This window comes from Albidovulum sediminicola (assembly GCF_025751575.1).
GTDB classification, from domain to species: domain Bacteria; phylum Pseudomonadota; class Alphaproteobacteria; order Rhodobacterales; family Rhodobacteraceae; genus Albidovulum; species Albidovulum sediminicola.
Map to the genome: position 1 here is coordinate 197,731 of NZ_JAOWLA010000005.1, position 12,797 is coordinate 210,527.

13 protein-coding genes, 1 tRNA gene and 1 pseudogene are annotated in these 12,797 nt (G+C 66.0%); 11 read left to right on the forward strand and 4 right to left on the reverse strand.

The genetic code is table 11. From position 1 onward, the window contains the following. Positions 1-298: 298 nt before the first annotated feature. The 4 genes from OE647_RS07335 to OE647_RS07350 all read left to right on the forward strand — a co-directional run bounded on the left by OE647_RS07335 (position 299) and on the right by OE647_RS07350 (position 4,065). Positions 299-1,867 (forward strand): Tad domain-containing protein, encoded by a 1,569-nt coding sequence (locus tag OE647_RS07335; RefSeq protein WP_263721068.1) that lies wholly within the window; start codon positions 299-301, stop codon positions 1,865-1,867. After that, entirely contained in the window at positions 1,864-2,421 is a 558-nt protein-coding gene (locus OE647_RS07340; RefSeq protein WP_263721069.1) for a TadE/TadG family type IV pilus assembly protein, read from the forward strand. Before OE647_RS07335 ends, OE647_RS07340 begins: the two co-directional genes overlap by 4 nt. A gap of 1 nt (position 2,422) precedes the next feature. Next, the gene (locus OE647_RS07345; protein ID WP_263721070.1) at positions 2,423-3,022 is read left to right on the forward strand and encodes a TadE/TadG family type IV pilus assembly protein; all 600 of its coding nucleotides are present in this window, start codon (positions 2,423-2,425) and stop codon (positions 3,020-3,022) included. Positions 3,023-3,153: 131 nt separating this feature from the next. Further along, the gene (locus tag OE647_RS07350) at positions 3,154-4,065 is read left to right on the forward strand and encodes a pirin family protein (protein ID WP_263721071.1); all 912 of its coding nucleotides are present in this window, start codon (positions 3,154-3,156) and stop codon (positions 4,063-4,065) included. 53 nt (positions 4,066-4,118) lie between these two features. Here the strand turns inward: OE647_RS07350 and OE647_RS07355 are convergent, their stop codons facing one another. After that, on the reverse strand, positions 4,119-4,343 hold the full coding sequence (locus tag OE647_RS07355) for a hypothetical protein (protein WP_263721072.1): 225 nt from the start codon (positions 4,341-4,343) through the stop codon (positions 4,119-4,121). A gap of 189 nt (positions 4,344-4,532) precedes the next feature. Between OE647_RS07355 and OE647_RS07360 the strand changes: the two genes are divergently transcribed. Continuing rightward, complete coding sequence (locus OE647_RS07360) at positions 4,533-5,321, forward strand: LysR substrate-binding domain-containing protein (RefSeq protein WP_263721104.1); 789 nt, start codon at positions 4,533-4,535, stop codon at positions 5,319-5,321. A gap of 61 nt (positions 5,322-5,382) precedes the next feature. On the opposite strand, the gene OE647_RS07365 is transcribed toward OE647_RS07360, so the two are convergent. After that, positions 5,383-5,970 carry a TetR/AcrR family transcriptional regulator gene (locus OE647_RS07365; RefSeq protein WP_263721073.1) on the reverse strand — a complete coding sequence of 196 codons (588 nt, stop codon included), beginning with the start codon at positions 5,968-5,970 and terminating at the stop codon, positions 5,383-5,385. A gap of 107 nt (positions 5,971-6,077) precedes the next feature. On the opposite strand from OE647_RS07365, the gene OE647_RS07370 reads away from it, so the two are divergent. The 5 genes from OE647_RS07370 (at position 6,078) to OE647_RS07390 (ending at position 10,802) form a co-directional block, all read left to right on the forward strand. Next, the gene (locus OE647_RS07370; protein WP_263721074.1) at positions 6,078-6,302 is read left to right on the forward strand and encodes a hypothetical protein; all 225 of its coding nucleotides are present in this window, start codon (positions 6,078-6,080) and stop codon (positions 6,300-6,302) included. Positions 6,303-6,390: 88 nt separating this feature from the next. After that, the gene (locus tag OE647_RS07375; protein WP_263721075.1) at positions 6,391-7,677 is read left to right on the forward strand and encodes a homoserine dehydrogenase; all 1,287 of its coding nucleotides are present in this window, start codon (positions 6,391-6,393) and stop codon (positions 7,675-7,677) included. 138 nt (positions 7,678-7,815) lie between these two features. Beyond that, entirely contained in the window at positions 7,816-8,781 is a 966-nt protein-coding gene (gene glpX, locus OE647_RS07380) for a class II fructose-bisphosphatase (RefSeq protein WP_263721076.1), read from the forward strand. A 112-nt stretch (positions 8,782-8,893) separates the two neighbouring features. Next, a complete protein-coding gene (recJ, locus tag OE647_RS07385; RefSeq protein WP_263721077.1) occupies positions 8,894-10,636 on the forward strand; it encodes a single-stranded-DNA-specific exonuclease RecJ in 1,743 nt (580 codons plus the stop codon). A gap of 91 nt (positions 10,637-10,727) precedes the next feature. Beyond that, positions 10,728-10,802: transfer RNA gene (locus OE647_RS07390), tRNA-Glu, on the forward strand. 20 nt (positions 10,803-10,822) lie between these two features. On the opposite strand, the gene OE647_RS07395 is transcribed toward OE647_RS07390, so the two are convergent. Further along, positions 10,823-11,149 carry a tyrosine-type recombinase/integrase gene (locus OE647_RS07395; RefSeq protein ID WP_263721078.1) on the reverse strand — a complete coding sequence of 109 codons (327 nt, stop codon included), beginning with the start codon at positions 11,147-11,149 and terminating at the stop codon, positions 10,823-10,825. A gap of 141 nt (positions 11,150-11,290) precedes the next feature. On the opposite strand from OE647_RS07395, the pseudogene OE647_RS07400 reads away from it, so the two are divergent. Continuing rightward, a pseudogene (locus OE647_RS07400) lies at positions 11,291-11,593 on the forward strand (IS5/IS1182 family transposase); the annotation flags it as partial. A gap of 21 nt (positions 11,594-11,614) precedes the next feature. Here the strand turns inward: OE647_RS07400 and OE647_RS07405 are convergent. Then, the gene (locus tag OE647_RS07405) at positions 11,615-12,796 is read right to left on the reverse strand and encodes an aromatic ring-hydroxylating oxygenase subunit alpha (RefSeq protein WP_263721079.1); all 1,182 of its coding nucleotides are present in this window, start codon (positions 12,794-12,796) and stop codon (positions 11,615-11,617) included. Between the last annotated feature and the right edge of the window lies 1 nt (position 12,797).

Consider the following 12,797-nt stretch of genomic DNA (forward strand, 5'->3'; position numbering starts at 1 on the left):
TGGGAATTTGGAAACGATTTACGCTGAGGACGGCAATTTCACCCGTTCTGGCCCCGTTACCAGGCCCCGCTTGGCATCAGCCACATTTCGGCCCCAATTCGCCTGCCTGCTGAAAGCGTGTTGTTGTTTTGTTAACGAGTATGGGCTGGTCCTGATGTTCAAGTCTCCTGCCTTTTTGAGCCCCCTGAGCGACTCCCCGGGCTGCGCCCGCAAAGACGCCCTTAGCCACTTTGTCAGAGACGGCGCCCTCGCCCGGCGCATCGCGGCCTTCGCGGCAGGCGAACGGGGGAGCCTCGTGGTGCTGGGCCTGTTCTGCTTCCTTTGCATGCTGATCCTTGCCGGGGTCGCGCTTGACGTCATGTATTTCGAGGAAAAGCGCACCCGGCTTCAGAATACACTCGACAGGTCGGTTCTGGCGGCGGCGGACCTGAACCAGACGCTGCCCCCCAAGGACGTGGTCAAGGACTACTTCACCAAGTCCGGCCTCACCCCGCCGCTGGACGATGAGATCGTTGCGAATACCGGCAACTCGAACGAGTGGCGCTCGGTCAAGGTCAATGTCCGCCAGGGCGTGCCGACGATGTTCATGCGCATGGTCGGCACGCCGACACTCACCGCGCCCGCCCTTGGCGCGGCGGAGGAACGCGTCAGCATGGTGGAGATCTCGCTCGTGCTCGACGTTTCGGGCTCGATGAACTCCAACAGCCGCCTGACCAACCTGAAGCCCGCGGCCAAGGCCTTTGTCGACCAGGTCTTCTCGACCGTGGAGGCGGGACGCCTGTCGATGTCGATCATCCCCTACTCGACCCAGGTCAGCCTTGGTGCCGGCTTTGCGGGCTACTTCAACCTGACGGACGAACATGCGTCCTCTCACTGCATCGAATTCGACGCGGCCGATTACAAGACGACCACCATGTCACCGAAATCGACGCCGGTGGGCGATCCCTTGGGCCTGACCGACCGCGTCTATCAGCGCAACGGGCATTTCGACCCCTTCTACACCAGCGCTCCCCTGTCGCTGACCAACTGCCCGACCGAGACGAGCCGCGGCATCCTACCGTTCTCGGGCGACCGCGACGTGCTCAAGAACTATATCGACGCGCTCACGGCTTCGGGGAACACCTCGATCGACATCGGCATGAAATGGGGCGCGGCGCTGGTCGATCCCTCAATGCAATATGGCGTGACGCAGATGATCGCGAACAGCGCGGTCTACCAGCAGTTCGACGGCCGCCCCGCCGATTATTCGGACACCAGCACGCTCAAGGTCGTGGTGATCATGACCGATGGCGAAAACACCACCGAGTACCGCCTGCGCGACAGCCACGACCACGGACCCAGCCTTCTGTGGCGCAACACCGACCCGATCTATGCGGGCAAGCCCGCCACTTTGGACCAGTATTCGCTCTTTGATCCGAATACGGGGCAGTACTATTCGCTCAAGCTCAGGCAGTGGCGGGCAGTGCCCTACGGCGACCTTCCGACCGATCCCGGCGACGCGGTGCAAATGTCCTGGCCAAGCGTCTGGGCGACCATGTCGATCAACTGGTTTGCTGACCGGATCATCGCCCCCATCTACGACAACACCGTGCGCGACCAGTGGCGCGCCTCCAGGACCGCGAGCCCCACGGCCAATATCTATATCGCCAGCGAGAAGGACGCGCGCACGAACGACATCTGCTCGGCCGCCAAGGATGAGGGCATCAAGGTCTTCACCATCGGCTTTGAGGCGCCGACGCGGGGGCTCAACCTGCTCAAGGCCTGCGCGTCCTCGCCTGCGCATTTCTATTCGGTCTCCGGGCTTCAGATCGCCGACGCCTTCGCCGGCATCGCAAGCTCCATCAGCAAGCTGAGGTTGACGGAATGACGACCACGCTCCCCCTTGCGCCCGCCAAGTGGTTCCGCAGCTTCCTGCGCGAAGAGCGCGGCGCGGTGACCATCCCCTTCGTGCTTTTCGTTCCTGTCTTCATGGCCTTCGTGCTGTCGTCGATGGAACTGGGCTTCGTGATGATGCGCCATGTGATGCTGGAGCGGGCGCTCGACATGACCGTGCGCGATCTGCGGCTTGGCCGTGTCACGAACCCCACGCATGCCACGATCCTGTCGCGGCTCTGCGGCTATTCCGCCTTCATCAACGATTGCGAGACGAGTGTTCTGCTGGAGCTGCGGCCCATCCCGAAAGACAGCTGGACGCCCTTCGACACCGGCGCGACCTGCGTCGATCGCGATGCCCCCGTTCAGCCGGTGACAGAGTTCGATGACGGGACAAGCGACGAACTGATGCTGGTCAGGGCCTGCGCCAAGGTCAAGCCGCTGATGCCCACGACGGGGCTCGGGCTTCACCTGGCAAAGGACGGCAGCGGCGACTACGCGCTGATCTCTTCCACTGCATTCGTCAACGAACCACGCCCGGGGACCTGACATGACCATGATGCGCCTTCTTCGCCAATTCCCCCGCCGCTTTCTGCGTGGCGAACGCGGCACCGCCCCGGTCGAGGCCGTCCTCATCACGCCCCTGCTTTTCTGGTGGTACCTGGCCGCCTACCAGTATTTCGACGCCTTCCGCGAGAAAAACGCGAGCCAGAAGGCGGCCTATGCGATCTCCGACCTGATCTCGCGCGAGACGGCGGAGATCGACACGGCCTACATCAACCGGATGGCCGATATCTTCGACTACTTGTCGATGTCGCGCGGATCGAACTGGATCCGCGTCAGCTCGGTCTACTGGGACGTGGATGCGGGCGCCTACAGAACCGTGTGGTCGCGCGCGACGGGGGGGCATGCCCCCCAGACAGACGAGTCGATCGTGAGCGAGGCCTTCCGCATCCCCGTCCTGCCGGCGGGCGACACCGTGATCGTGGTGGAAACCTCGACGACCTACGAGCCGTTCTTCCGCATCGGCCTGAACGATACGCCCTTCAACAACTTCATCACCACCCGCCCGCGCTTTGCCAGCCAGATCGTGCTTGAGGGCCAGGCGCTTGCCTTGGCCGAGGTCGCACCTGACGTCAGCGGGATCTGAGCGTTCTGTGCATCGCTCCCCTCACGGCTGTGCATCCGCAAACGTTTTGTGTGAACCCGCGGCAGCGGAGCCGGGACTCGCGACCGGGTGAAAAGCCCCTATATTCGCCCCAAGCGAACAGGAGAGCTGCCATGTCGATCCGTCCCGTCCTCGAATCCCGAAACGCCATGCCCACGATGGAGGGCGCGGGCGTGAAGCTGCACCGCGCCTTCGGCTTCCGCGACCCGAGCGAGCTTGACCCCTTCCTGCTGTTCGACGACTTCCGCAACGAACGGCCCGAGGACTACCTGCGCGGCTTCCCCTGGCACCCGCACCGGGGGATCGAGACGATCACCTATGTGCTGGCAGGCACCGTTGAACATGGCGACAGCCTGGGCAACCGGGGGCGCCTCGGCGCGGGTGACGTGCAATGGATGACCGCCGGTTCCGGAATCATGCACCAGGAAATGCCGCTCGGGAACGCCAAGGGGCAGATGCACGGGTTCCAGCTTTGGGCCAACCTCCCGTCGCGGCTCAAGATGACCGCGCCGCGCTACCAGGACGTGAAGTCGGCCGAGATCCCGGAGATCACCGATGACGACGGAACCGTGGTCCGCGTCGTCGTGGGCTCGTTCTGGGGCAAGACCGGCCCCGTGGACGGGATCGCCGCCGATCCGCAATACCTCGACATCTCGGTCCCTGCGGGCGTGCGCAAGACCTTCAAGATCGACACCTACCGCCGCGCTTTCGCCTATGTCTTCGAAGGGTCGGGGCGCTTCGCCGACGCCTCCCGCCCCCAAGGCGTGTTGCTGGAAAAAGAGGTGATGGGCGAGGAGGTCAACATCCGCGACATGTCGGGCAACCGCACGCTCATCCGCTTCGGCACAGGCGATGAGGTGACAGTACAGGCGGGCGATCACGGGGTGCGCTTCCTCCTGATCTCCGGCGCCCCGATCGAGGAGCCGGTCGCCTGGCACGGGCCGATCGTCATGAACACCAAGGCCGAGATCGCGCAGGCGATGTCGGACCTGAGGAACGGGACGTTCATCAGGCCCGCGCACTGAGCGCAGAGCGCCCCTCGGGACGGCAGCGTGATCCGATCGACGCGCGTGCCGTCCTAGCGGATCAGCGGCGCCTTGGCCGCCTTCGCCTGTTCCAGTTCCTGGTCGTTGATCCCGGCATCCCGGCGCAGCCTTGGGCTTAGCCGGGCCGCGTCGGCCTGCGGCGCCAGGATCCGCACCAGGTATCTCCACCAGCCCATATCGTTTTCACGCCGGCTGGAAACGCGGGGCGCGGCTGGCTTGCAGGGCGCGCCTGGCTTGTGGTCGTCGAACACGGTCATGGTTGCCTCCGCTTCTGGCTCCCCGACAGGGTGCATCAGGTGGCCTGCGGTCCTCAAACGCCGTTCCTTGACATCCATTGTTCCAAAAAATCACAATACGGAATGCCCAGGTCCCTCCCTCCGCTCAATGCCCTGCGCGCCTTCGAGGCGGCGGGCAGGCTCGGCAGCTTCACGCGGGCCGCGGCCTAGCTGAACGTCACCCATTCCGCGATCTCCCGCCATGTGCGCGGGCTTGAGCAGCGTCTGAACGTCCATCTGTTTCGCGCTGAGAACACGGGCGTTGCCCTGACCGAAACCGGCCGCGCCTATCTTGCCGAGATCACTCCGGCGCTGGACCGGATTGCACTGGCGACCGAGGCCCTGTCAGTACCGCCCGAGGGGACCGTTTCCCTGACGACCGAAAACACCATCGCCCAGAAGTGGCTGGTGCCCCGGCTTGGCAAACTGAAAGCGCGCCATCCCGGCATCACCCTGAGGCTCTCGGTCACGACTGAAATCATGGACATCGAGGCCCACGATTTCGACATGGGCCTGCGATACCTGCGGTCCGAACCACCGGCCGGGACCGAGCTGCTTCTTCCCTCTCGTGTCCGGGCCTACGCCGCGCCCGGATTTGCGCCGATGCGAAACGGGGAACTGGACCTGGCCGCCCTGGCGGCTGGTCCGCTGATCGAAGAAGCCACCTTTCGCTTTTGGCCCGATTGGTTCGCGAAGGCCGGACTGCGCGATGTTCCGAAGCTTGAGCTGCCGCATCCGCTCAGCGCGATTCTAGCTATTCAGTCGGCGGTGTCCGGGCTTGGCGCGGTGCTGATGGACCGGAACCTGTGCGAGCCCGAACGCCTGTCGGGCGCGCTGGTGGAACTGTCCCCGGTCGAGATCCCCTTCGGCGGCTACTATCTCACCGTCAACCGCCGGGCGGGACGCCGCAAGGCCGTCCGCGCGGTCCGCCAATGGCTGATCGAGCAAAGCGCGGCCTGATGACGAACCTACCTCCGGTCGCGCACACGGCGCTAGGACGGGGCGTTGCGCCAAACCGGTTTCACGCCGCGACGGCCTTGCGGACCATGTCCCAATAGATATCGCCCACGGCGGCGCGGCTCAGCCGCCCGCCCTCGCGATACCAGGTGTTGACGCCGTTCAGCATCGCGATGATCGCCATGGTGGCCAGCTTGGTGTCGGGCACCGCGAAAAGGCCCGTGCCCTGCCCTGCGGTCAGGATGGCCTCCAGCCGGTTTTCATAGTCACGCCGGAGGCCCTCGATCACCGCGAAGTTTTCGGGGCCGAGGTTGCGAAGCTCCATGTAGGACAGGAACACCGCATCAGCGTGGTCGAGGTTGAAGGCGATGTGGAACCGCACGAAGGCCTGCAGCCGCTCCAGCGGCCCGCCGCCAGGGGCTGCCGCATCCCAAGCCACGATCAACTCGTCCATGTGATCCTTGAGGAGATCGACCAGCATCGTCTCCTTGTCGGGGGTGTAAAGGTATAGCGCCCCTGCCTGAACGCCGACCTCGGCCGCGATCTGGCGCATCGACACGGCGGCAAAGCCGTGGCGGGCAAACAGGCGCCGCGCCGCCGCGCGGATGCGCGGGCCGGTGATGTCGGAACGGGAGCCAGGTTTGCGTGCCATGGGGCCAGAGTATCTGAACGCCCGTTCAATACAATCCCCGAAGCTTGTCCCGAACTTGCGCCTCCCACCCCGCCGTAATATCCTGGCACGCGCGCAACGGAGGCTTCATGCGACCCGCCCTTCTTATCGTCCCGGCCCTCATCCTTGCCGCCTGCGCACCGGGCCCCGACAGGACTCAGACAGCCCGCGCGCCCTATCCCGAGCTTCTCCCGCTCTCCGAGCTTTTGCCTCCGACGACGACGCTTGATGCCAACGCGACGGCCGCGGCGCTAGAGGCCGAAGCGGCGGCGCTCAGGGCCAGTGCGGCGGCACTGGCGGCCGGGGGCGGCTAAAACCCTGCGCCGAGCCTGCCGGGCGCGTTGCAAGCCCGGCCGCAACGCGCTAACACCCGCCGGAACGCATGATATCCAGGAGCTCTCCATGTCCGAACCGCTGCGTCTTGGCATCGCCGGCCTTGGCACCGTCGGCATCGGGGTCGTGAAGATCGTCCAGGCCCATGCCGAGATGCTCGCGCGCCGCGCGGGACGCCCCATCGCGATCACGGCCGTTTCGGCGCGCGACCGCAGCCGCAACCGGGACGCGGACCTCTCGGGTTATGCCTGGGAAAGCGATCCGGTCGCCTTGGCGCGCCGCGACGATGTCGATGTCTTCGTCGAGGTCATGGGCGGCGACAACGGCCCTGCCAAGGCCTCGACCGAGGCGGCGATTGCAGCGGGCAAGGACGTTGTGACGGCAAACAAGGCGCTTCTGGCCCTTCACGGCCAGGCGCTGGCCGAAGCCGCCGAGGCGGCGGGCCGGGTGATCCGGTTTGAGGCCGCCGTCGCGGGCGGCATCCCGGTCGTCAAGGCCCTGACCGAGGGCCTCGCCGGGAATGAGATCCGCCGAGTCATGGGCGTCATGAACGGGACCTGCAACTACATCCTGACCCGGATGGAAAGCTCCGGCCTGCCCTATGAGCAGGTGTTCGAGGAGGCGCGCCAGCTGGGCTACCTTGAGGCCGACCCGAACCTCGACGTGGGCGGCATCGACGCGGGCCACAAGCTGAGCCTTCTGGCCGCGATCGCATTCGGCACCCGCGTCGCCTTCGACGCGGTCGAGCTTGAGGGGATCGGACGCGTGTCCATCGACGACATCCGCCGTGCCGCCGACATGGGGTACCGCATCAAGCTTCTGGGCGTCGCCCAGATGACCGGGCGGGGGCTGGAACAAAGCATGTCGCCCTGCCTCGTCCCCGCCGACAGCCCGCTGGGGCAGTTGCAGGGCGGCACCAACATGGTCGTCCTCGAAGGCGACAGCGTCGGCCAGATCGTCCTGCGCGGCGCGGGCGCTGGCCAGGGGCCGACGGCCAGCGCGGTCATGGCCGACGTGATCGACATCGCGCGGGGTTGCCGGGTCTCGACCTTCGGCCAGCCCGCCGCGACGCTGGCGGAGGCGATCCCGGCCAAGGCCGCGGCGCCCGCGCCCTTCTATCTGCGCATGGCGCTGTCGGACAAGCCGGGCGCGCTGGCGAAGGTCGCGTCTATCCTTGGCGACGCCGGGATCTCCATCAACCGGATGCGCCAGTACGGGCACGAAGATCCGACCGCGCCGGTGCTGGTGGTGACGCATCGCACCACGCGCGACGCGATCGACCACGCATTGTCGCGGCTGCCCGCGACCGGCGTGGTGGAGGGTGATCCGGTCGCGATCCGGATCGAAAGCGTCTAGGCCGGAGATCCGCCCCCTTTGCCCGCCCCCCTTGCGGGGCGGTGCCCCGCATCACGCCCCCCGTACCGGCTTGCCCCTTGCGGCACCTCGGCACGAGGGGCTAGATGCAACGAACAGCAATTCACGCAGGGACAGACAATGGCCGACGTCAAGGAATTCAAGGATCGCATGCTCTCGCTCGGGCTTGCCCGCGTGAGCGAGGCCGCCGCGCATGCCTCGGCCCGGCTGATCGGCCGCGGCGACGAAAAGGCCGCGGACCAGGCTGCGGTCAACGCGATGCGCGACCAGTTGAACCTGCTCGACATCGCCGGAACCGTGGTCATCGGCGAGGGCGAGCGCGACGAGGCCCCGATGCTTTACATCGGCGAGAAGGTGGGCACCGGCCACGGCCCCGAGGTGGATATCGCACTTGATCCGCTGGAAGGCACGACGCTGACCGCCAAGGACATGCCCAACGCGCTGACCGTGATCGCGATGGCGCCGCGCGGCACCCTTCTGCATGCGCCCGACGTCTACATGGACAAGCTTGCCGTCGGCCCCGGCCTGCCCAAGAACGTCGTGACCCTCGACATGAGCCCGACCGAACGGGTCGTGGAACTGGCCAAGGCCAAGCATTGCAAGCCCACCGACATCACCGTTTGCATCCTTGAGCGCCCCCGGCACGAGGCGATGATCGCCGAGGTGCGGGGGACCGGCGCGGCGATCCGCCTGATCACCGATGGCGACGTGGCCGGGGTCATCCACTGCGCCGAAAGCGAGATCACGGGCATCGACATGTACATGGGCTCGGGCGGCGCACCGGAAGGCGTGCTAGCGGCCTCGGCGCTCAAATGCATGGGCGGGCAGATTTGGGGGCGGCTCCTGTTCCGCAACGATGACGAGCGCGGCCGTGCAGGCAAGGCCGGAATCACCGATCTCAATCGCGTCTATGCCCGCGACGACATGGTGACGAGCGACGTGATCTTCGCCGCCACCGGGGTGACGAACGGATCGATCCTGCAGGGCGTCAGGCGCGAGCCGCAGTTCATCCAGACCGAAACCATCCTGATGCGGTCCAAGACCGGCTCTGTCCGCCGGATGATATACCGCAACCCGATCAAGTGAGCGCGGGCCGCGGTCGCGGCAGCGGGGGCGCTGCCCCCGCACCCCCGGGGTATTTCGGCAATGAAGAAGAGGGGTGGCGCCCCGGATGGGCGCCGCCGGGGGCGAATATGGCATGAGCGCCTTTCTCGGGGTTGAGCGGTCCGCGACGGGGCGCAAATGGATCGGCCCCTCGGCCGAGGCCGACCGGCTGGCGGAGGGCATGGCGCAGGAAACCGCGCTGCCGCTGCCGCTGTGCCGCATCCTCGCCGCGCGGGGCGTCACGGCCGCGGAGGCCGCCGGTTTCCTGGAGCCGCAGTTGCGCGACCTGCTGCCGGACCCGCGTTCGCTCAAGGACATGGGAGTAGCTGCGGGGCGGGTAATACGCGCCGTAAAGGGGCGCGAACGCATCGCCGTCTTCGCGGATTACGACGTCGATGGCGGGGCTTCGGCGGCCCTCCTGTTCACTTGGCTGCGCGCGCTGGGACGGCCGGCCACGCTTTACGTTCCCGACAGGATCGACGAGGGCTATGGCCCGAACGCCCCGGCGATGGAGCGTCTTGCCGGGGCGCATGACCTGATCGTCTGCGTCGACTGTGGCACGCTCAGCCATGAGGCGGTGGCCGCTGCACGGGGCGCCGATGTCGTGATCCTGGATCACCACTTGGGGGGCGAGACGCTCCCCCCCGCGCTTGCCGTCGTCAACCCGAACCGGCAGGACGAGACCGGGGCCTTGTCGCATCTTTGCGCGGCCTCGGTGGTGTTCCTGATGCTGGTCGAGGCCAACCGGCTGATGCGCGAGGCGGGTGAGAGCGGACCCGACCTGATGGCGCTTCTGGACCTCGTCGCACTGGCGACGGTTGCGGATGTGGCCCCACTTGTCGGGGTGAACCGGGCCTTCGTGCGCCAGGGGCTGAAGGTCCTTGCCCGCAGGGAACGTCTTGGCCTGCGGGCGCTGGCCGATGTCGCCCGGATGGACCAGGCGCCGACGCCCTATCACCTGGGCTACCTTCTGGGGCCGCGGATCAACGCCGGCGGTCGGATCGGCGCGGCCGACCTCGGCGCGCGTCTCTTGGCGACGACAGACCCCCATGAGGCGCAGGCCCTGGCGGAACGGCTCGACACGCTCAACACCGAGCGGCGCGAGATCGAGAATCGCGTGCGTGACGCCGCCCTTGCCCAAGCCGAGGCGCGCGGCCTTGATGCGCCCCTCGTCTGGGCCGCGGGCGAGGGCTGGCATCCGGGGGTCGTCGGCATCGTCGCCGCGCGCCTGAAGGAGGCCGCGAACCGTCCCGCCGTGGTCATCGGGCTGAGCGGGGACGAGGGCAAGGGCTCTGGCCGCTCGGTCACCGGGGTTGACCTCGGCGCATCGGTCCAGCGCGTCGCGGCCGAGGGGCTGCTGGTCAAGGGTGGCGGGCATCCGATGGCTGCGGGCCTGACCGTTCATCGCGATCGGCTGGAGGCGGCGATGGCGCGCCTGTCCGATCTGCTGTCGCGGCAGGGCGCGGCGACGCCGGGCCCATCGGATTTGCGCCTGGACGGGCTTCTGATGCCCGGCGCGGCAAACTTCGAGCTGGTCGAGGCGCTTGAGCGCGCCGGTCCCTTCGGCCAGGCGGCCCCTGCGCCGCGCTTCGCTTTCCCCTCAGTCGAAATCACCTTCAGCCGCCGCGTGGGCGAGGCGCATCTGCGCCTGACGCTTTCGGACGGGCTTTCGGCGCGGCTCGAAGCGATCGCATTCGGCGCCTACGATACCCCGCTTGGCCCATTTCTGGAGGCCCACGGCGGCAGGCGCATCCATGTCGCGGGGCGGCTGGAGCTGAATCAATGGCAGGGTCGCACGTCGGTCCAGCTGCGGTTGGAAGATGCCGCAAGCCCTTGATTCAAGGTATCCAAAAAAATCGCCGGACAGCTCGAAATTACCTCTTGCGAGTCACCGGCGCCTGGCCTAAACACCGCCCCACGCCAAGCGCGGCCCGTTCGTCTATCGGTTAGGACGTCAGGTTTTCAACCTGAAAAGAGGGGTTCGACTCCCCTACGGGCTGCCATGGCTATCCCCAAAACATTGTTATCCATGAATTTTTCCGCCCTTCTTGTCCAACTTATCGGACAGGTTGGACACCTTGGCGAGCGCGTTGTCGGCAAGCCGCCCGCGATCTGCCTTGTCAGTGTAAGTCGATCCCTGCTTGTTGGTCTTGTGGCCGAGGAAGCCCCGGATTTCGTCCGGCGTTGCCTCGTTGTCTGCGAGCCTTGTGGCGCTCGCCTTCCGCAGCCCGTGCGCTGATCCAGGAACACCCGCTGCCGTGCATTGGTCGCGAAACCAGTTGCCAAGCGTTTCGGGCTTGTACGGCCGATCTCCGGTATGGGTCAGGAACAGGAGCCGATCGGACGGCACGAATGCGAGTTCCGCGGCAAGCTCGGGAACCAGAGCGTTCCCCGGGTCGCCGTCGTGCGCGGTGTGCGCCGCCCTTCCAGCGCCGCCTCATAGGCCGCCTGAAACTCGGGCGAACCGTATGGCCCTGGAATATTGCATCGGAACAGCGCCATCATCGAGCGTGACGCGGTCCCGATCATCCCGATCCGCAAGAGCGGACGACTGTGGAAAGAGGACTGCCCCGCGGCACGCGTCCGTAACGATACCTTGCGCGCCACCCGATCCTTCGGCCGGGCATTCTGGAAGCGCTGGACGGGATCCCATGCCCGCAGCCGGATTGAGGCAAAGATGCGCTGCCTCAAGGCATTCGGCGAAGGCATCGCCGCAAGAGACCCCGAACGCCAGACCGCTGAGATCCACATCCGCATCGCCCTCGGCACCGCCGAGATCGTGCGCATGGCATGACGTCAGTGCGGTAAGGGGAACTCAAGCCATAGTTCCGCTACAATGCCCCGGACGATTCCGGCAGAGTGTCCGTGCGAGGTATTGCTGGAAATACCAGACGGTCCGTTCCTTCGGCGAAAGACGCCCTGGCGCAGCCGCCAGCGCCCCGGCATTCTTCACGATACCGCCGATAATCGGCTTGTCCTCATCATTGATACGGTCGAAGCCTGCCTTGAGTTCGGCGGCATAGGCGGCGCGTTCCTCCGAATCGTCTGGCACGGCACCGGGATAGGCGTCCGCGCCCCAGAAAACTTTGACCCTGTCGGTGCCATAGGGTTGCAGCGACAGCCAGAAGGTGCGTTCGGCCACGACCGAGAAGACGTGGCAGGGGAAGATCGCCGACAGGACCGCCTTGTTCCGCTCCTCCTCGGTCAGGGCCGGGTTGTCGACCACCATGTCGGAGTTGCGTTCATAGGATTTTCCGGGTACGCGGCCCTGCTCGTACAGGCTGAACCCGTCCCCGCCATGCATCGCGTTGGCGAGCTTTGTGGGCATCGCCGGTTCGATCGTCTGGGCATGGGCGACAAAGAGGTGGTAGCCCTCAGTGAAGTTCTGGACGAGGATCTTCCAGTTGGTGTCCCATATTTCCTCGGCCCGGAAAAGGGTCCGGTATTTGGGCAGCTGATAATTCTCCAACCGTTCCGACAATTTCGCCAGCCTCGGGGCGAGCGGGACGGCCTCGGGGTCGAGGGAGACATAGACCCAGCCCTGCCAAACCTCGACCTTGAACTGCGGCAGGCAGACCTGCTTCTTGTCGAAATTGTCGCGCATATATGCCGCGCCGATCAGCTGCCCATCGAGATTGTAGGTCCAGGCGTGATAGGGGCAGCTGATGCGACCCTTGATGTTGCCCGTGCCCTCCAGAAGCGTCGCCATACGGTGCCGGCAAATATTGGACATTGCGCGCAATGTGCCATCACGATCGCGCAGGACGATCACCGGATCACGGCCGATCATGGTGGCGCGATAATCGCCGGGGTTCTCGTACTCGTCCTCGCGCCCAACGCAGAACCATTCGTGGTTGAATATCTCGTCCAGTTCCATTTCGAGGAATTCGGGGGAGGTATAGATCTGCGGCGGCGTCGCCTCGGCCAGTTCATCCGGCAGGGCGGCATTGCGGGCGAGTGCATCGAGCAGGTCGTCTAGCGGCATGTGCGGTTTCATC

Bases quoted from the DNA above. Each gene is read 5' to 3' on its own strand.
- OE647_RS07350 (WP_263721071.1), top strand. From the start codon at position 3,154: ATGTCGATCCGTCCCGTCCTCGAATCCCGAAACGCCATGCCCACGATG.
- OE647_RS07405 (WP_263721079.1), bottom strand. From the start codon at position 12,796: ATGAAACCGCACATGCCGCTAGACGACCTGCTCGATGCACTCGCCCGC.
- OE647_RS07355 (WP_263721072.1), bottom strand. From the start codon at position 4,343: ATGACCGTGTTCGACGACCACAAGCCAGGCGCGCCCTGCAAGCCAGCC.
- OE647_RS07340 (WP_263721069.1), top strand. From the start codon at position 1,864: ATGACGACCACGCTCCCCCTTGCGCCCGCCAAGTGGTTCCGCAGCTTC.
- OE647_RS07365 (WP_263721073.1), bottom strand. From the start codon at position 5,970: ATGGCACGCAAACCTGGCTCCCGTTCCGACATCACCGGCCCGCGCATC.
- OE647_RS07345 (WP_263721070.1), top strand. From the start codon at position 2,423: ATGACCATGATGCGCCTTCTTCGCCAATTCCCCCGCCGCTTTCTGCGT.
- recJ (WP_263721077.1), top strand. From the start codon at position 8,894: ATGAGCGCCTTTCTCGGGGTTGAGCGGTCCGCGACGGGGCGCAAATGG.
- glpX (WP_263721076.1), top strand. From the start codon at position 7,816: ATGGCCGACGTCAAGGAATTCAAGGATCGCATGCTCTCGCTCGGGCTT.
- OE647_RS07370 (WP_263721074.1), top strand. From the start codon at position 6,078: ATGCGACCCGCCCTTCTTATCGTCCCGGCCCTCATCCTTGCCGCCTGC.
- OE647_RS07375 (WP_263721075.1), top strand. From the start codon at position 6,391: ATGTCCGAACCGCTGCGTCTTGGCATCGCCGGCCTTGGCACCGTCGGC.